Source organism: Pelovirga terrestris (assembly GCF_014773365.1).
GTDB classification, from domain to species: domain Bacteria; phylum Desulfobacterota; class Desulfuromonadia; order Desulfuromonadales; family Geopsychrobacteraceae; genus Pelovirga; species Pelovirga terrestris.
Genome location: NZ_JACWUN010000007.1, coordinates 92909 through 112127 on the forward strand (window position 1 = coordinate 92909; position 19219 = coordinate 112127).

Annotated in this window: 15 protein-coding genes and 1 tRNA gene; 3 read left to right on the forward strand and 13 right to left on the reverse strand. The window is 55.6% G+C overall.

Annotation, left to right across the window (positions count from 1 at the left end):
- Nucleotides 1–28 precede the first annotated feature (28 nt).
- The 12 genes from nuoL to ICT70_RS07790 all read right to left on the reverse strand — a co-directional run bounded on the left by nuoL (nt 29) and on the right by ICT70_RS07790 (nt 12227).
- Nucleotides 29–1888: an NADH-quinone oxidoreductase subunit L gene (gene nuoL / locus ICT70_RS07735; RefSeq protein ID WP_191155199.1), complete on the reverse strand. Its 1860-nt coding sequence runs from the start codon at nt 1886–1888 to the stop codon at nt 29–31.
- On the reverse strand, nt 1888–2193 hold the full coding sequence (nuoK, locus tag ICT70_RS07740) for an NADH-quinone oxidoreductase subunit NuoK (RefSeq protein ID WP_191155201.1): 306 nt from the start codon (nt 2191–2193) through the stop codon (nt 1888–1890). Before nuoK ends, nuoL begins: the two co-directional genes overlap by 1 nt.
- Nucleotides 2190–2717 carry an NADH-quinone oxidoreductase subunit J family protein gene (locus tag ICT70_RS07745; protein WP_224746900.1) on the reverse strand — a complete coding sequence of 176 codons (528 nt, stop codon included), beginning with the start codon at nt 2715–2717 and terminating at the stop codon, nt 2190–2192. Before ICT70_RS07745 ends, nuoK begins: the two co-directional genes overlap by 4 nt.
- On the reverse strand, nt 2714–3244 hold the full coding sequence (nuoI, locus tag ICT70_RS07750; protein ID WP_191155203.1) for an NADH-quinone oxidoreductase subunit NuoI: 531 nt from the start codon (nt 3242–3244) through the stop codon (nt 2714–2716). Before nuoI ends, ICT70_RS07745 begins: the two co-directional genes overlap by 4 nt.
- Nucleotides 3245–3248: 4 nt before the next feature.
- Nucleotides 3249–4241 (reverse strand): NADH-quinone oxidoreductase subunit NuoH, encoded by a 993-nt coding sequence (gene nuoH, locus ICT70_RS07755; protein WP_191155205.1) that lies wholly within the window; start codon nt 4239–4241, stop codon nt 3249–3251.
- A complete protein-coding gene (gene nuoG / locus ICT70_RS07760) occupies nt 4234–6588 on the reverse strand; it encodes an NADH-quinone oxidoreductase subunit NuoG (protein ID WP_224746913.1) in 2355 nt (784 codons plus the stop codon). The genes nuoH and nuoG overlap by 8 nt, the downstream gene beginning before the upstream one ends.
- Nucleotides 6589–6603: 15 nt before the next feature.
- Nucleotides 6604–7881, reverse strand: coding sequence for an NADH-quinone oxidoreductase subunit NuoF (gene nuoF / locus ICT70_RS07765; RefSeq protein WP_191155231.1), 1278 nt, complete (start codon nt 7879–7881; stop codon nt 6604–6606).
- On the reverse strand, nt 7878–8390 hold the full coding sequence (gene nuoE / locus ICT70_RS07770; protein WP_191155233.1) for an NADH-quinone oxidoreductase subunit NuoE: 513 nt from the start codon (nt 8388–8390) through the stop codon (nt 7878–7880). Before nuoE ends, nuoF begins: the two co-directional genes overlap by 4 nt.
- A 129-nt stretch (nt 8391–8519) precedes the next feature.
- Nucleotides 8520–10901 carry an NADH-quinone oxidoreductase subunit B/C/D gene (locus ICT70_RS07775; protein ID WP_191155235.1) on the reverse strand — a complete coding sequence of 794 codons (2382 nt, stop codon included), beginning with the start codon at nt 10899–10901 and terminating at the stop codon, nt 8520–8522.
- Nucleotides 10898–11338: an NADH-quinone oxidoreductase subunit A gene (gene ndhC / locus ICT70_RS07780; RefSeq protein WP_191155237.1), complete on the reverse strand. Its 441-nt coding sequence runs from the start codon at nt 11336–11338 to the stop codon at nt 10898–10900. The genes ICT70_RS07775 and ndhC overlap by 4 nt, the downstream gene beginning before the upstream one ends.
- A gap of 118 nt (nt 11339–11456) precedes the next feature.
- Nucleotides 11457–11915 carry a ribonuclease HI gene (rnhA, locus tag ICT70_RS07785; protein ID WP_191155351.1) on the reverse strand — a complete coding sequence of 153 codons (459 nt, stop codon included), beginning with the start codon at nt 11913–11915 and terminating at the stop codon, nt 11457–11459.
- Nucleotides 11916–12149: 234 nt separating this feature from the next.
- Nucleotides 12150–12227: transfer RNA gene (locus ICT70_RS07790), tRNA-Glu, on the reverse strand.
- 155 nt (nt 12228–12382) lie between these two features.
- Between ICT70_RS07790 and ICT70_RS07795 the strand changes: the two genes are divergently transcribed.
- Nucleotides 12383–12964 carry a methylated-DNA--[protein]-cysteine S-methyltransferase gene (locus ICT70_RS07795; RefSeq protein ID WP_191155239.1) on the forward strand — a complete coding sequence of 194 codons (582 nt, stop codon included), beginning with the start codon at nt 12383–12385 and terminating at the stop codon, nt 12962–12964.
- Nucleotides 12965–12990: 26 nt separating this feature from the next.
- On the opposite strand, the gene ICT70_RS07800 is transcribed toward ICT70_RS07795, so the two are convergent.
- Nucleotides 12991–13746, reverse strand: a complete 756-nt coding sequence (locus ICT70_RS07800) for a DUF3943 domain-containing protein (protein WP_224746901.1) — start codon at nt 13744–13746, stop codon at nt 12991–12993.
- A gap of 510 nt (nt 13747–14256) precedes the next feature.
- Between ICT70_RS07800 and ICT70_RS07805 the strand changes: the two genes are divergently transcribed.
- Both ICT70_RS07805 and ICT70_RS07810 read left to right on the forward strand, forming a co-directional pair.
- On the forward strand, nt 14257–16887 hold the full coding sequence (locus tag ICT70_RS07805) for a chemotaxis protein CheB (RefSeq protein WP_191155243.1): 2631 nt from the start codon (nt 14257–14259) through the stop codon (nt 16885–16887).
- Nucleotides 16888–16889: 2 nt separating this feature from the next.
- Nucleotides 16890–18611 (forward strand): sigma 54-interacting transcriptional regulator, encoded by a 1722-nt coding sequence (locus ICT70_RS07810; protein WP_224746902.1) that lies wholly within the window; start codon nt 16890–16892, stop codon nt 18609–18611.
- The last annotated feature ends 608 nt before the right edge of the window (nt 18612–19219 follow it).

Consider the following 19219-nt stretch of genomic DNA (forward strand, 5'->3'; position numbering starts at 1 on the left):
ATCAGATAAATTCCTTGATGAAACATTTCTAGATCAGGGCGCGCAATAAAAACCAGCCGACAATCACCACAAAGCCCCACACCAGACCCTGCAGATACAGACTAACCTTGCCGGCACCCAGACCCCGCAGACGCATTCCCAGATCATTACAGCCACGAACGGTGCCACCAAGCACCCCTTCAATCAGCCCGATCTCTACCCCCTGGGAGCAAAAGCGTCCGATCTTTTTGAACGGCCGCACCAGCAACAGATCAAACAGATCATCAGCTCGCCAGCCATTCAGCAAAAAATCGCCCGATAGCGACGCCGGGCGCTGAACATATTGACGGTAGCGTAAAGCGGCCAGTAACCAACCCAGGACAAAAACCGCCACCGCCGTGCCGATCAGCAGATATTCAGTGGCAATGGCCAGGTGCAGCACATCCTGCTCGCGCCCGAGCCAGGCGGAGAGCCAGGAACCACCGGCAAACAGATGGGGGAGATTGAGCAGACCGGCGCCCAGCCCCAACAATGCCAACGGCAACAACGGCCACACCATCAAGCCATTGGGCTCATGGGGCAATTCGTCACCACGATAATCTCCGCCGAACACCAGATAGGCCAGCCGGAAACAATAGAAGGACGTCAGTAACGCGGTCATCACCCCTAAGGCGTAAAGTCCCTGATGGAAGATGTCACCCCGGGCAAAGGCGGTTGCCAGAATCAGATCTTTTGAGAAGAAGCCGCTGGTCAGGGGGGCACCGGCCAGACACAAGAGCCCGGCGATAAACAGCCAGAACACCAGGGGGGAGCGCTGGCGCATGCCGCCCATGCGACGGATGTCATTTTCATGACCAGCCAGGTTGATGACACAGCCGGCCGCCATAAAGAGTAAGGCCTTGAAAAATGCGTGGGTGATCAGATGAAACATGGCCGCCGAAACACTGCCCAGCCCCACCGCCAGAAACATGTAGCCGACCTGACTCATGGTGGAGTAGGCCAGCACCCGTTTGATTTCGTTTTGCGCCAGGGCGCAGGTCGCAGCATACAGGGCCGTAGCGATACCGACCAGGGCAATGGCGGCCATCGCAGTAGGCGACAGTGACACCAGGGGGAACATGCGACACAACAGATAAACCCCGGCGGTGACCATGGTGGCAGCGTGAATCAGCGCCGACACCGGAGTCGGCCCGGCCATGGCATCCGGCAGCCAGCTCATCAGCGGCAGCTGCGCACTCTTGCCGCAGGCGCCAACCAGGAGCAGCAAACTGAGCAGGGTAACGGTCGTCATATCCAGCCCCGCCACCTGGGCATTGATCCCTTCAATGCTGATGGTTCCAAACAGGGCAAACAGCCACAACAGCGCGACCGCAAAAAACAGATCACCAATCCGGGTGACAATAAAGGCCTTGCGCCCGGCATCGGCATTTTCGGTTTTGCGATACCAGAAACCGATCAGGCCGTAGGAGCAGAAACCAACCCCTTCCCAGCCAAGGAACAGCAACAGCAGATTATCGGCCAGGACAATAGTCAGCATGGCAAAGACAAACAGATTGAGCAGGGTAAAAAAGCGCACCTGATCGGTATCTTCTTCCATGTATCCGGCCGCATAGAGGTGAATCAGACTGGCGACACCAGTGACCATCAGCGTCATGATCGCGGCCAGCGGATCGAACAGCAGGCCGACATCGGCCTGGAAATGACCACTTTTCAGCCAGGTAAACAGTACCAGACGATAACCGTCGCCCGTTGCCAGGGTAAAACTGCCGAGGGCGGCAAGAAAACTGCCGATCACCGATCCGCAGGCAATAAACACCGGCACCGGTCGCGGCAGACGCTTGCCAAAGCAGGCATTGATCACGCCACCAGCCAGGGGAAGCAACAGTATCAGGGTCAGAAGAATATCCATCAGCCCCTCATCTCATCAAAAATGCCGACATCAATACTCTTTTTCTGCTGATGGAGATAAACCACCAGCGCCAGACCAATGGCCACCTCGGCTGCAGTAATAGCCATCAGGATCAGCACCATGATCTGGCCGTCAACCTGCTGCCAGAAGGCTGAAGCCCCAATCAGCACCAGACCGACAGCATTAATCATGATCTCGACTCCGATCAGAATCATAATCAGATTACGCCGTACCAGCACGCACCCCAGCCCCATAGCAAAGAGCAGGGTTGCAAGAATCAGCAGATGTTCCAGCGGCACAATCATGATTGATCCTCCAACTGCGCGCGTCTGCGCTCGGTCATGCCGACATGGAACGCCCCAACCGCTGCAAAGGAGAGCTGGAACGAAATAATCTTGACCGCCAGGGCATACTCTTTAAACAGGGCATAGCCAAAATCGCGAGGGGTGGCGTGCCAACGGGGAATACCTTCCGACGTAACCGGATCAAGGCCGATCAAGACCAGGGTCAATGTCACCAGGGTCAGGGCCAGAAGCAACACCGGCGCCCACTGAACCCAGCCCGGGGCGCTGCGCGTAGAGGCATTGGTCGGCGTAACCTCGAGCATCATAATCACAAACAGAAACAGCACCATAATCGCGCCGGCATAAACAATAACCTGTAAAGCGGCTACCAACGGGGCGCCCAACAGATAAAAAATCAGGGCCAGAGCAAAGATACTCTTGACCAGATAGATCACCGCATAGACCGGATTGCGCTGGATGATCGCCAGCCCGGTTGCTCCCAGCGCCACGGCACCGAGCAGATAAAACATGACCGTCGCAATCATGGCATCAGATCCTTGACATCCGCCGGGGGTGTTTCACCGGGGTTTGTACCGCGTGGCGCAGCAACGCCGATGCCGCTCTGCCGGTAGAAGTTGTAGCTGTTGTTGTTACCACAGTGATCGACCAGCAGATCCTCTTTTTCATACACCAGCTTGAGCAGATCGCGGCCGGCCAGTTCAAAATCTGCCGTCACCTGGATCGCCAGGGTCGGACAGGCTTCGGTACAGAGCCCGCAGAAAATACAGCGGGTGAAATTGATACGGAACCAGGCGGCATAGCGGCGTCCGTCCTCGGCTTCGGTGGCCTGCATGGAGATGCAATCGACTGGACAGGCGGCACTGCACAGATGACAGGCAACACACCGTTCGGCCCCGTCCGGGTCTCGGGTCAAGATCAGCCGCGCCCGATAGCGTTCAGGGAGTTGCTGTTTCTCTTCCGGATATTGGATCGTCACCGGCTTACGGAACATATTGCGCAATGTCACCCAGAAGGGCTGAAAGGTTCCGCGAATGCCTCTGATAACATGCATGCTGTTAACCCAATCCCAACAAGACAGCGCCGGTCACCAGAATATTGACCAGCGACAGGGGTAGAAGAATTTTCCAGCCCAGATTCATCAATTGATCGTAACGCAGACGCGGCATACTGGCGCGTATCCAGATGAACATGGCGCACACCGCCAGGACCTTGAATAAAAACCAGAGCAGCGGCGGCAACCAGGGCCCGTTCCAGCCACCGAGAAAAAAGACCGTCACCAGCGAGCCGAGCACCACCATGTTGATGTATTCACCGACAAAAAACAGACCGAAGCGCATCCCGGAATATTCGGTATGAAAACCGCCGACCAGTTCATTTTCGGCCTCAGGCAAATCGAAAGGAATACGATTGCTCTCGGCCAGGACACAGATAAAAAAGACCCCGAAGGCCACCGGATTGAGCAACACAAAGGGGATTGACTGCTGGGCCATGACGATATCAGTCAACGAAAATGACCGCGCCATCATGATGACCGGTACCAGCGAGAGACCTAACGAGAGCTCGTAGCTAACCATCTGCGACAAGCCGCGAACGCCACCAAGCAGAGAGTATTTGGAGTTGGAAGCCCACCCCCCGAGCACCACGCCGTAGACCGCCATGGATGACACCCCGAGGAAATAGAGCACCCCGATATTGAGATCAACCACCACCAGGGGAACCTGCCGGCCAAAGATCTCCAGGGGTGAACCAAAAGGAATCACGGCAAAAACCAGCAGGGCCGTAACCGCAGTAATCCCCGGCGCGATCAGAAACAACCACTTGTCAGCCCGTGCCGGCACGAAATCTTCTTTGGTCAACAGCTTGATAACATCGGCAAGAGGCTGCATCAGGCCAAAAGGACCGACCCGGTTGGGACCATAACGCAGCTGCATACGCCCTAAAATCTTGCGTTCCGCCAGCACCAGATAGGCTGCCATAAACAGAACAACACCAAAGATAAACAAAAGTTTCCCCAGGATCAGGGCCAGGGTTACCAGCATGTCACTCATTGGCACCTCCCGCGCTGATCACACAATAACCAAGCCCTGCCCCAGGGATTAACTGGGGGAAAGCCTCGCTGTTTTCCACCAGAACACAGCCCAAAGCCATGTCGGGTTGACTGCGTACCGGCAAGGTAAAACTGCCAAAATCGGTCTCAACAACAGCAGCATCTCCGTCTTTTAAGCCGTGGGCCTGAAGCTCATCAGGATGCAGATAAAAACATGGTGGCCGCTTGCGGGGTTCCAGTTTTGGGGCATAACGGCTGAACAGATCGCCGCCATAGCGCGCCGGAGTCACCACCAACTCGAGGGTCTGGGCCGGTTGTTCAGGTAGCGGATCGAGGGAGTGCGGACGTGCTACGGCAGGAGCTACTCGTACGCCTGCTTCACCTGCTTTGAGACTGACAAGAGCGGCCAGACGTGGCTGTTCGAGCACCAGTTGGCGATGCACTTCGGTCAGGGGCTGTTCCTGGCCAATCAGTCGCTGCAGCAACAGGACTGCCGGTTGCGGATCGCTGCCCGGGGTGTCCAGGGAAAATTCGCGCGGCGGATGTTCCCCGGGGGCGGTCCGGGCCAGACTTAAGCCTGGTTTAAGTACCCGCTGGAAACGACGCAGACGCCCTTCGTTATTAATAAAGGTTCCACTGTCCTCAACCGGCGGGCAGGTGGGGATAAACAGATTGGCATGCCGACTTAACGAGGTAGGCAGATAATCGAGCACCACCAATTGCTCAAGACGGGTCAGGGCGGCGGCAAAACGCTCACCCTCGGGAGCCTCCAATAGCGGGTCCGCATCCACGCAGACCAGCATCTTGACCTTGCCACTAGCAAGACGGGTCAACAGGTCATCCTGCTCCGGCAGACTCAGTAACGCCGTGCCGAAACTGTTGGGACCGGCAAGCACCGGATAAACCAGGCATGGACGTTCTTTATTCGAGGTTTTTTCAGCCCATTTCTGAATATTCTGCAACCCGGCAAGACCCAGCAGGTCGGCACCGGCGACAATCATCGGATTCTTTGCCTGCGAGAGCAAATCGCGCAGGTGACGCCCCTCGACCCCTCCATCAGCCAGCAACTCCTGCAAGGCCAGCGGCGAAACAGCCACCCGATCAGCGTCGCAAGGCAGTTCCACCGGACGCGGGTCGTATAACACCACCCGTCCCCCTTTACGCACGGCCTGCCGCAAGGCCAGCGCCAGCAGCGGCGCTTCGGCCAGAGGATCAACCCCGCAGACCAGGACCAGATCACTGGAACGAATATCCTGCAATGAGGCGAGCCGCTCAGACAGGTCAAAAGCTGCCATCTGCGCGGTCTGATGACGCTGACGATGGGCGTTGAGCACCGGAACACGACAGCCGAAATGTTTGGCGGTGCGTTGCAACAGCCAGTTGGTTTCCAGCGAGGCCCGATCAGAGCCGACCAGCAGCACCGCTTCCGGACCGTGCTGTTTTACCGTAGCACGGATCTGGGTCTCAAGAGCAGTCAGGGCAGCAGGTACGCTGACGACCTGGTCTTCCTGGCGCGCCTGGCGCGGACGCTCGGGATGATTGGCGTAGCCGCTGCCGAAACGCCCCCGGTCACAGATAAAGGTGGTATTAACCAGTGGATTATCACCGCTGCGCACCCGCTGCAGTTCACGCAGCCGCCCACCGGGGATAGTTGCGCAGCCAACGCCACACTGGGGACAGACCGAATCAGCCTGTTCCAGATCCCAGGCCCGTGATTTGAAGCGGAAGGTGCGATCGGTAAAAACCCCGGTGGGGCACAGATCAACCAGATTGCCGGAAAAATCACTTTCCAGCATCCCATCCTTGAAGCGGCCGAAAAATACCCGGTTACGTGAACCCATCACGCCGAAATCACGACCACCGCAGTAGTCCTTGTAGGTACGCGCACAGCGATAACACTGAATGCAGCGGTTCATTTCCTGGGCGATAAAGGGACCAAGATCCTGATTGGTATAGGTTCCCTTACCCCCTTGATAGCGACGGATACCGTGACCACTGGAGATCGTCATCTCCTGCAACTGACATTCACCACCCTCATCGCAGACCGGACAATCATGGGGGTGGTTGAGCATCAGCCATTCACCAACCCGTTCGCGGAAGGTCGCTACCGTTTCATCGCCGGTAGTGACCACCATCCCGTCTTCCACCGCAATCAGACAGGCCATTTTCACACCGGGCATGGGTCCGGTATGAACGGTTACAGCGCACATACGGCATGAGCCGACGGCACCCAACTCCTTGTGATAACAGAAATGGGGGACCATGATGCCGAGGGCCTCGGCCGCTTCAAGGATAGTCTTACCTGCGGGAATGCTTATTGTCTGGTTGTCGATGGTCAATGTTAGCATAGTCAAGGTCAATTTCTATTTGCTGAACGGACAACGTCCGCCCTTGATGTGATCAACTATTTCCTGCTCAAAATGGGTCAGCAGACCGGCAACCGGCCCCATCGCCCCTTCTGCCAGGGCACAGAAGCTTTTGCCGGAGATATTTTTCAGCTGATCCTTGAGCATTTCCAGATGTTCAGGCGTTCCCTGGCCGGATTCAAGCATCTCCAATATCCAGCGCACCATGGTCAATCCATCACGGCACGGGGTACACCAGCCACAACTCTCGCGGGCAAAAAAGCGGATCAGGTTAAGGGTCACGGCAACCATACAGGTATCGTCATCAAAAGCCGTCACGCCCGCCGTACCGAAACGGCTGCCGATCTTTTCCAGCGAGGCAAAATCAAGGGCAACATCCAGATGTTCGCGGGTCAGAAACGGAGTCGAGGCACCACCGGGCAGACAGGCCTTGAACTGCTTGTTTTTCCACATCCCCTGACCATAGGTTTCAATCACCTCACGCAGGCTGATCCCCACCGGCAATTCAAAACACTCGGTACGGTTTAGATGTCCCGACAGGCCGAACAATTTGGTTCCTGAACCATCAGGGGTAAGAGCAAGGTCCTTAAACCACTGGGCACCGCCGGTCACGATGTGAGGAATATTGGCGATGGTTTCGACATTGTTGACTGTCGTCGGCTGCCCAAAGAGCCCACGCACCGCCGGGAAAGGAGGCTTTAAGCGGGGGTTGGGGCGAATACCCTCAAGACCATTGAGCAAGGCGGTCTCTTCGCCGAGGATATAGCGTCCGGCACTGCCGTGGACATGCAGCTCAAAGTCAAAACCGCTGCCGAGAATATTCTTACCCAGGTAGCCGGCCTGCGTTGCTTCAGCGATGGCGCGACGCAGGTTTTCCGCCTGTTTTTCATAAGCGTAACGAATGAAGATATAACCGACCTGAGTCTGCAGGGCAAAGGCGGAGAGGATCATCCCCTCGACCAACTGATGCGGATCCGCTCCCAGCAGGACGCCATCCTTATAGGTGCCCGGCTCCATTTCGTCGCAGTTGCATACCAGGTACTTGATGCCCGGCTTGTCCGCCGGGAAAAACCCCCATTTGACCCCGGTAGGGAAGCCGGCACCGCCGCGGCCACGCAAGGCTGCAGCTTTGACCAGATCGCGAATCTCAAGGGGCGACATGGTCTGGATTGCAGTTTTCAGCCCCTGATAACCCCCATTGGCACAGAAATCCTTGAAGAAAACAGTTTTCCCCGGAACCCGATTCTTGAATAGAAGCTGCGTTGTCTGGCTCATGCCGATCCCTCCTGGCGCAGCGTCGCAATCAGCTCATCGACCTTTTCCGGGGTCAGGGGCCCGTAGAATTGTTGTTTGATCATCACTGCCGGGGCGATCCCACAGCAGCCCAGGCAACAGGACGGCAGCAGGGTAAAGAGGCCGTCTGCCGTGGTCTGACCAAATTCAATATTCAAGGTTTTTTGCAGATGAGCAGCAATCTCGTCGGCTCCCCGGGTCCAGCAACAAACAGAATCACAGAGATGAATGACAAAGCGGCCAACCGGGCGGCGAAAAATCTTGTCATAAAAGGTGGCAATCTCTTCGACCTCAACCGGGGTCAGGCCAAGGATCGCTGCCGTCAGCTCCACCCCGTCATCCGGCACCCAGCCATGATGCAACTGAATAGCGCGCAGCACGTCAATGATCATCTCACGCGGATGCTCAATCTCACCGGCATGTTGGATAAAGTCAGCCAGAATATGCTGATCAAGCAGATGGCTGGTTGTCTGTGATTCAATCGTTGTCATAACGCCCTGTTTACGCGTTGGTGTTAATTAAATTGGTTAAGGCATAGGATCGTAACGCCCTGCCAAGGGACGATGTGCGCAATTCCCGACCGGTTTTTACAACCCCCACTAACCTTCCCCTCCCACCCTTTAGCGGTCAAGGTCCGCCAAGATAAAATCAATCGATCCCATCACCGCAATCATATCCGCCAGCATGCTTCCCTTACAGATCCACGACAACGCCTGCATATGGGCGAAAGAAGGGGTACGAATCCGACAGCGGTAGGCGCTGCTGCCACCATCACTGACCAGATAATAACCGCACTCCCCCTTGCTCGACTCCGTCGCTCGATACACTTCGCCCAGCGGCGCAACCGGGCCGCTCGAGACATTGACGAAATGATGAATCAGGCTTTCGATGTCATGCAGGCCGTCACCGCGCTGCGGGTAGGCATAGCGGTAATCATCGGTCATCCAGCGCCCACCCGGCATCCGTTCGGCCGCCTGCTTGACGATCCGCAACGACTGGCGCAGCTCCTCCAGACGCACGCGGTAGCGATCAAAGCAGTCCCCGCCAGTGAAACGAACCACATCAAAATCAAAGTCGTTATAGGCGCTGTAGGGCATGGTGCGGCGCAAATCCCAGCTGGAGCCGCTGGCACGCAGATTAGGGCCGGAGAAACCCCAGTCGAGGGCCTCATCCAGGCTGACAATGCCGACCCCTTCACTGCGGGCGCGGAACACCGGACCGTCGGTCAGCATGCTGTCGAGTTCGTTAATGCGTTGGTCAAAATCACTGGTAAAAGCGTCAACCTTCTGCTTCCACCCTTCCGGCAGATCCAGCGGCAAACCGCCGATGCGCAGCCATGAGGGGTGCATGCGCCCGCCGGTAATCAGCTCAACGATGTCGAAAATCTTTTCGCGTGATTCAAAACAGTAGAAGACCGGGGTCATGGCCCCGACATCGTGGGCATAGGTGCCGAGCCAAACCAGATGGCTGGCCAGACGGAACAGCTCACACAGCATCACCCGGGCATAATCAGCGCGCTGCGGCACCGAGACCCCGAGCAGGGTTTCCAGGGAGTGCAGATAGGCCAGGTTGTTCTGCACCCCGGAGAGGTAATCGATACGGTCGGTGTAGGGGATAAACTGTGCCCAATGCTGGCGCTCGCCGATCTTTTCAGCGCCCCGGTGATGATAGCCGAGATCGACATCAATATCGGTCAATTCTTCCCCCTGCATCCGCAATACCACGCGCAAGACGCCGTGGGTACCGGGATGGTGCGGCCCGAGGTTCAGCACCATGCTGCCGTCATCGGCGCCGGGCAGGGGCACCAGTTTATCCGCTGCCACCGGGATATAATCCATAGCGGTATCAACGGTAAAGGGAGGCATGTCGGTAGCGCGCGACGGGTGCTCCTTGCGCAAGGGGTGCCCGTCCCAGGCGGCCGGCATCAGAATCCGCCGCAGGTCCTTATGGCCGGCAAAGGTAATGCCGAACATATCAAAGACTTCACGCTCATACCAGCCGGCCGACGGCCAGATTTCAGTAATACTGGGGGCCTCGGGGTATTCACCGCTCAAAGGCACCTTGATCCGCAGGTAGCCGGGGTCACTGAAGTTAAGCAGGTGATAGACCAGGGTAAACCGGTGATCACGCGGCTGGCGCCGCAGGCGTTCATCGATGGCGGTCAGATCCTCCAGCCGCTGGTACCTGATCACCGCTTCGTGTTTGAGAAAGTAAAGCAGCTCACGAATCCGCGCCGGCGGACAGATCAGCACCGGCATATCAGCCGCTAACGGATCAATCGTCACTCCCCCCTTGAAGCGCTCCTGTACGTCACGATAGACGGCCTCGGCCGAGGGCGGGAAATCCTGCTTGGGCTGCGGCGGGCGCCAACTGTTGGTGCTACGGTTGTGGGTGAATTCAGGTGGCTGCTGCACAGTTCCACGAATCGGACTATTGCCGTAGCCCGGCCCGCGCGGATCACGGCTCTTGGTAACGCCATCGACCAGCGGCGGTACCGTTGTTCCTTCACTACCCCCCGCCATACCAAAGACCTTACGCGCCGGTTGCTCTTCGGCAACAATCTTTTTCTGCAGTTCGATAATCCCCTGCAGAAAGGCCTCAGGACGGGGTGGACAACCGGGGATATAGACATCCACCGGCAGAATCTGGTTGACCCCCTGGATAACGCTGTAGACATCGTACATGCCACCGGAATTGGCACAGCTGCCCATGGCGATCACCCATTTGGGGTTGGGCATCTGCTCATAGACCCGCAGGATCGAAGCACCCATCTTCTTGAACGGGGTGCCGGAAATGATCATGACATCCGACTCACGTGGTGTGCCACGCAGCACTTCCGCGCCAAAACGCGCCAGGTCAAAACGTGGCGTCATACTCGTCATCATCTCGACAAAACAGCAGGACAAGCCGAAAAACATCGGCCAGAGGCTGTTTTTTCGCCCCCAGTTGATCAGGTCATCGGCACGGGTGAGCAGAACCCCCTGTGGCAGCTTTTCACTCATGAAGATCTCCTGCGCCGATTACGAGCGGGCTGCACGCCCCAGTCCAGTGCGCCCATCTTCCACAGATACACCAGGCCCAAAAACAGATTGACGATAAAAAAGGACATCTGCCAGAAACCGTTCCAGCCGAGCAAATCATAGGCGACGGCCCAGGACACGATAACAACCGCTTCCAGATCAAAAATGATAAAAAAGATGGCGACCAGATAAAAAGGGACCGGACCACTAAGCCGCGCGTCACCAATCGGATCAACCGCAGATTCATAGGGAGCATTTTTTTCCGCAGAAGTCGTGCGCTGACCGAGAAACCGGGCAAGAAACATCAGCAGCAGAATCAAACTTACGGCAATAACACTGTAAAGGGCGAAGGAAATGAAACCTTCGACGCCTGCCGGGGTCACCGGTGGTGAAACAGTGCCTGCATCGGGAAGGGGCATGATATCTCCAGCAAAGGGGAAAGCTTTTACCTAAAGACCGTCATGAATGAACACGCGACGGATACTACCACATCTGTCATCCATCAGAGAAGCCGTGTGTGAAAAAGTTGTACTTTTTTTACCCAGCCGACCGGGTCACGCCGCTTGCCGCTTTTATAATCTCACACCGTGCCAATTCATCACAACGCTCATTTTCGGCGTGGCCATCGTGCCCCTTGACCCAGACCCATTCAATATCGTGGATTTTTACCAGCTCCAGCAGTCGCTCCCACAAATCACGGTTGGCCACCTCCTCTTTCTTCGAGTTGCGCCAGCCGTTGCGGCGCCAGCCGGCAGACCATTCGGTCACCCCTTTGATCAGATATTGGGAATCGGTGGTCAGCCGGATACGGCAGGGGCGCTTTAAGGCCTCAAGGCCAACGATCGCCCCGAGCAGCTCCATCCGGTTGTTGGTGGTCAATTCAGCAAAGCCCGATAGTTCCTTCTCGTGGCTGCCGCAGCGCAAAATCGTGCCATAGCCACCGGGACCGGGGTTACCTGAACAGGCACCATCGGAAAAGATTTCAACTAATTGCAGCTCTTGATTGGTCAACGCACGATCCTTGTTATCTAACAAAAATAGTAACTATTCACCACTGTCCTTGCGCAGGATCGGGGATCCTATGGCAAGGGTGTTTGTCGCCATGGACGGCGACAACAAGCGGTCATGGATGACGAAAAGCGTCCCTTGACATAGGATCCCCGATCCGGTGCTAAGCAGATACCAAAAATAAAAACCCCCACCGCTTGGGCAGTGAGGGTTTTTATTTTTTGGCGTCCCCAGGGGGATTCGAACCCCCGTCGCCGCCGTGAAAGGGCGGTGTCCTGGGCCAGGCTAGACGATAGGGACGTAGACTTATAATAATTGCTGCGCCCGAGGCCATCTTGATACCCGAACCGAAAAAAAGTTGCAAGGGAAAAGTCACCTTGACGGTAAAATGGCAAGAATCTGGATTGGCAGCACTGCCTGCTGGTGTTAGCGTAGAAAAAAGGGAGAAGTTGCAGATGCTGATAACCACCGAAACCACGACGACACAGCAACTCGACAGATCAGCAGAGCCAATCCACATCATCTATGGGAACCATCCAACTCCCTTCGGCCCAGCGCTGATCGCTTTTACCCCCCGGGGACTCTGCCATCTCGATTTTTTTGATGATGACGGCATCGCCGCCCTGGCGCAACTGCGCAAAAACTGGCCACAGGCAAACCTTTGCGAAGACCACAGCGCCACCACCACCCTGACGCAACAGGTGTTTGCGCCGCCGTCGCAACATGATTCGCAAACCCTACGCCTGCATCTGCGTGGCACCGACTTTCAACTGAAGGTCTGGCTCAGGCTGCTGCACATCCCGCCCGGCCAGCTGATCAGCTATCAGGAACTCGCACAGGCAATTGACCAACCGAAAGCAGTGCGCGCCGTTGGCGGGGCGGTCGGCCGGAATCCGATCTGCTACCTGATTCCCTGCCACCGGGTGGTCCGCAGCGACGGCTCCATCGGTGGTTATCGTAGTGGCATTGCCCGCAAGAAGACACTGCTGGTCAGTGAAGCCGCTCATCAGGAACCAGGCACAGACACGCCCACCTGACCTTGCTGCATAGCGCCACACAAACATCAGAAACGGCCGGCCAAGCTCAATCCGAAGGCTGAATGATGGGTCGAAGCAGGTCGTGAGGCACCAACCGTGACCGCCCCGGTGATGACCAGATCGCGACCGCTCAAGCGATTGACCCAGTCGCCGATTTGATCCACCGGATCGAGAAAAAACAGGGATATGCGGCCCAGCACTGCCGAGCCTAGGACCTGACTGTTATTAGCCAGAATCCGCTGTTCTGCGTGGTAGGCCCACTCACCACAGAGCCAGCCGCTGATTGGGGTGTAGATCAGATCCTGAATCGAGGGGCGCTCGGCAAAGGCCTCGATACCATACTCCCAGAAAAAAGTGGACATCAGGGTAGTATAAACAAACGAATCCCGCTGGTTGTACCCCGACTTGCGCGCGACTTGATAGTAAACACCACCAAAGTAGGCGTGGCCAATATAATGAATGGTCCAGTGATCCTTGTCCCAGACCGGTTTCCGCGACACATTATCCCACCATCTATTCGCCAGCTCTGATCCATCGACATCCTTGTCCCAGCCGGTAATATCTGAAGGCATCGTATAGAGAATGCCCGCAGCAACCAGACCGGAAGCAAACACCAGCCGGGTTTGTGACCACAGGCGTTCACTGTCAGCCCCTTCGCTAACAAAGAGGGAAAAGCTCTGACGTGAAGATTTTGTCCGGGCGGCGCCTGCCGATGAATCCAGGTTGTGATGATCTGCAGCGTGCAGCCCCATCGTTTCACCTGCCGCAAAAACTGTGGTCAAGGGTCCACCACCTTGAAAAACCAACATCACTATCAGCACCAATCCAGAAAACCTTATTTTCAACCGCAAGCACCTCCTGAAAGAAAAAGAAATTGAGCCCAAACATCATTTTTCACTGAAACTCAAGCGTCCATCAATTATACCTCGACCGGATATCCACACAATGACGTGATAGCATCAAACCACTTAAAAACCGAGTAACAGCAGCTCAAATATCTGCCGTTTGAGTTCTATCGGTTGACTTCCCTTTTTACCGACGGCCTCCATCAACCTTCATTAACTTCATCGGTCAGGCAGATGGGCCGACACCACCTGGCTGGGCAGCTTGTCAACACTGCAGGGGGACATGTCAAAAATGATCACGGCCGCAAGCCAGAGATGCCCCTGCCAGTTGATGCCCACAAAATATTAATTAAAACGTGACACCGATCTGATATACTTGGACTGTTACGTTCTCGCGCAGCACATCGCAAGTTCCAGAACGCCCCTCTGAGATATTGGACTCCTTCTATGGAACAGCACCCAACCCCGACAAACAACGCCAGCGATCAAGCTGACTGCGGCCCCACGGCACCAGCGCGGCCTGAACAGCTAAACTTTCCCATTGTCGGCATCGGCGCTTCTGCCGGCGGGCTGGAGGCACTGGAGCAGTTTCTGCGCCATGTGCCGGCAGACAGCGGCCTGGCCTTTGTCGTCATTCAGCACCTCGACCCGACCCACAAAGCCATGCTGACCGAGTTACTGCAACGCACCACCGGCATGAAAACCTTCCAGGTCAAAGATCGCATGCCGGTCAAGCCAAACTGTGTCTATGTGATCCCTCCTAACAAAGACATGTCCATTCTCCATGGGGCACTGCACCTTTTTGCGCCGACAACGCCCCGAGGTCTGCGCTTACCCATTGATTATTTTTTTCGTTCCCTGGCCGAGGATCGGCAGGAACAAAGTATTGGTGTCATTCTCTCCGGCATGGGTTCAGACGGCACCCTGGGGTTACAGGCCATCAAGGAAAAAGCCGGGATAACGCTGGTGCAGGAGCCGTCTTCCGCCAAGTTTGACAGCATGCCCCGCAGTGCCATTGCCGCCGGTCTGGGCGACATTGTCGCTATCCCTGAGGCGTTGCCCGGAAAGATTATTGATTATCTGCGCCACGCTCGCTCTTTTGTCAGCTCGGAGCCAGTGCTGGAAGAAAAGGATCGCAGCGCCCTGGAGAAAATCATCATTTTATTACGGGGCAAAACCGGCCAGGACTTCTCATTGTACAAAAAAAATACCGTGCGCCGCCGTATCGAACGGCGCATGAGTCTGCATCAGTTGAGTAAAATCGCCGATTACGTCCGCTATTTGCAGCACAATCCCCAGGAGGTGGAACTGCTCTTCAAGGAGTTGCTGATCGGCGTGACCAATTTCTTCCGCGATGCGGACGCCTGGGAGCTATTGCGCAGCGAAGTGATTCCTCAACTCCTTGAAAAACGCCTGAACGGGGGGTTGCGCGCCTGGTCAGTAGGATGTTCCAGCGGCGAGGAAGCCTACTCCCTGGCCATGGTTTGCCGGGAAGCCATGGATGCTGTCAAACCCAAGGCCGACATCAAGGTGCAGATTTTCGCCACTGATCTTGACCAGGACGCCATCGACAAAGCCCGCCAGGGATGGTATCAGGAGAATATCATTGCCGATGTTTCCGCTGAGCGTTTGCGCCGGTTTTTTATCAAGGAAAAGAGCGGTTACCGCGTCGGCAAGGAGATTCGCGAGATGGTGACCTTTGCCACCCAGAACGTCATCATGGATCCCCCGTTTACCAAGCTCGATATTCTGGTGTGCCGTAATCTGCTCATCTATCTGCTGCCGGAGTTGCAGAAAAAACTTTTGCCCCTTTTTCACTACAGCCTTAAGCCCGATGGCATCCTTTTTCTGGGCAACGCCGAAACCCACAGTGCCGCTGCTGAACTGTTTGCCTCCATCAATTCCAAGCTGCGGCTTTTTCGCCGACGTGAGTCGGTTTTGCCGACGGTTCCGATCGACTTTCCTGCTTCCTTCGCCCCCAGAGCGGAGGGCACCAAGGAGCCAAGTTACGTGAAAACAACAGCCAACCTCCAATCCCTGGCAGACACACTCCTGCTGCAGCATTTTTCTCCGCCGGCGGTGCTGGTCAACGCCGAGGGTGATATTCTCTATATCAACGGGCGAACCGGTAAGTACCTGGAACCGGCAGCGGGCAAGGCCAACTGGAACATCTTCGCCATGGCGCGCCAGGGCCTCAATGTTGATCTGGGAGTCGCCTTTCACAAGGTGCTCCGGCAACAGGAATCACTCACCCTCAAAGGACTGACTGTCGCGACCGACAGTGGTGTCCAGGCTCTTGACGTTACCCTCAAGGTCATCGAGGAACCGGAAGCGTTGCGCGGCATGGTGCTGATTATTTTTTACGATAGAGCAGAAACCCCACTGCAAAAACCAGGCGGTCGTGTCGGAGGCTCTGCGGCGGCCAAAATCCGCATCACCGAACTTGAACAGAATGTTGAGAAATTACGCGAAGAGCTGCATACCACCCGCGAGGAAATGCAGTCTTCGCAGGAAGAACTCAAGTCAACCAATGAGGAGTTGCAATCGGCCAACGAGGAGCTGCAGTCGACCAACGAGGAGCTGACCACATCCAAGGAAGAAATGCAGTCCCTCAACGAAGAGCTGCAAACGGTCAACGCTGAACAGCTGTCCAAAATGGACGAGCTGACCCGGACCGAAGATGATCTGCGCAACCTGCTCAACAGCACAGAGATCATCACCGTGTTTCTCGATAATGCCCTTAATGTGCGCCGTTTTACCGAAGGCGCGCAAAAGATCTTCAAACTGATTCCGATCGACGTGGGCCGCCCCCTCTCCGATATCACCAGCGATCTGCTCTACCCCGAGATGGCCAACGATATCAGTAATGTCCTGCGCACCCTGATTTTTTCCGAAAAGGAAATAACGACCACCGACGGGCGCTGGTTTTCGGTGCGCATCATGCCTTATCGCACTATCAACGATGTCATCGGCGGGGTGGTCATCACCTTTGCCAATATCACCGAAGCCAAGACCCTTGAACACAGAATGCACAAGCAAATCGTCGAGCTCAACCAGCAACTCCAAGCAGGAGACTGATTTTGACAAAAGACATAAAACAAAAAACCTCAGCGGAAATTGAACGGCTGCGGCAGCAGGCAGAGGAGCAACTGCGGACAAAAGGCTCAGCAAAGCCGTCCCCCATGAACCTGGCCAAGGCGCAGCGACTGCTCCATGAGCTCGAAGTGCATCAGATTGAGCTGGAAATGCAGAATGCTGAATTGCTCAGCACCCGTGAAGAACTCGAAATCACGCATACAAAATACGCTGAGCTTTTCGACTTTGCTCCTCTTGGTTACTTCATCCTCGATCAGCACGGGCGTATTCAGCAAACCAATCTGACCGGTGCACAACTACTGGGCACAGAGCGCAGTCGGCTCGCCGAACAACCCTTCTGCCGCTTCATTGAAGACTCTGACGGCAGGATCTTTTTCCCTCGCTTTCTTAAAATGACCCTGCAGGGCCGGGGGATTCAATGCTGTGAACTTAACCTCAAGCAAACTGACGGCACCCTCTTCCACGGTATACTGCAGAGCTCCGCAGTAAAAACCAGCGAAAGCCTGGGCGATCTGATCCTGCTGTCGCTTATCGACAACACGGACAATCGAACATTGCGCCTCAAACTACAGAAATCACGGGTCGTACTGGAGGAGACGGTACTCAAGCGCACGGCCGAACTGACCGAGATCAACGCCCGGCTGCTGCATGAAATTGAAGAGCATCAACTGGCTCAAAAGGAGCTCACCGAAGCCTTATCGCGGATCCAGCAGTTATCCGAGCGCTTGCAGCTGGAAAACATCCATTTACAGCAGGAAGTGTCCCGCAAGTACGCCTTTGGCGAGATTATCGGGCAAAGCCGCGCCATGTCCGAGGTTTTTTCCCAGGTCGAACAGGTAGCTCCGCAGAATGCAACCGTGCTTCTGCTGGGCGAGACCGGAACGGGCAAGGGGCTGATCGCTCACGCTATTCACCAACGCAGTGCGCGCAAACTGCGCCCAATGATCACCGTCAACTGTGCGGCGTTGCCGGGCAACCTGATCGAAAGTGAACTGTTCGGACGGGAAAAAGGGGCGTTCACCGGCGCCCATGTTCAGCAGATGGGACGTTTCGAGCTGGCCGACGGCGGCACTATCTTTCTTGACGAAATCGGCGAAATGCCGCTGGAACTCCAGGTCAAGCTGTTACGGGTTATTCAGGACGGCGAATTTGAACGACTCGGCAGCCCGCGCACCACCAAGGTCAACGTGCGCGTCATTGCCGCCAGCAACCGCAACCTCAAAACAGAAATTTCCGCCGGTCGGTTCCGCGAGGATTTATTCTACCGACTCAACGTTTTTCCCATCAACATTCCTCCTTTACATCAACGCAGCAACGACATCCCACTGTTGGTGGAGTATTTTGTCGGCAAATACAACAAAAAGATCGGTAAGAATATCGATACGGTAACCAAGGACACCTTGAATATCCTGCAGGCCTACCATTGGCCGGGCAACGTGCGCGAGCTGGAAAATGTCATCGAACGGGCGATCATCACCAGTCAGGGGACCGTCCTCCAGATCCTGGATCGCTTCGACACCCCCCAGGAGATGAGGAGCGAGCAGGCAACCAAGGCCCTCGCCGATCTCGAATACGACCACATTTTGCATGTGCTGAAAAAAACCAGATGGCGTATCGAAGGGGAAAATGGGGCCGCTCTTCAGCTTGGTATCAACCCCAGCACCCTACGCGCCCGCATGCGTAAGTTCGGACTGCGCCGCCCATAGCAACCAGATCGACTATCCACTTATTGCGGTACCGATTAAGATTTCAAGCTGGACAGGTATTGTGAGTTGCTATTCTTTGATGCTTTCGCAAAAAGCAGCAATTGAGCTGGATAAGCAAAATGGCAGCCACGCAGCAGTTGGTGAGTTTTTGCGACGCCATCATTCTTTCCATCCCCTGCGCTTCGATGGATCCGCACAATGCTGGTGACCTGCATTAATAATGCATCTTGATTGTTCTGACAAATCTCACGTCATATTCGCGCGGCAGTCCCTGGTCAATCACAGGACCCGGAAGAAGGAAGATCGGCTGGCGGGGCCTGGCGGCTGTCACCTTTGACGGTTTTGTCACATGTGACGAACAATCGATGCGGATTCTCACCTGGCATTTCAACGAGATTTTTTCGGAATTCAATCATATCAGCATGTTGAACAATAGCAGCCGGCCATTATCTGCTTGGCGCGTTTGTTGCCATATACCTAATACACCATACCTGTACTGCTAGTCAGTTTTCGTCGGAAAACGATCTTTTTCAACCCTGGCACATTCATCTGCGGATGTTTTTTTTTGCAACGTTATATCTGTTGTCTGAGTTCAGGACGTTGATCAT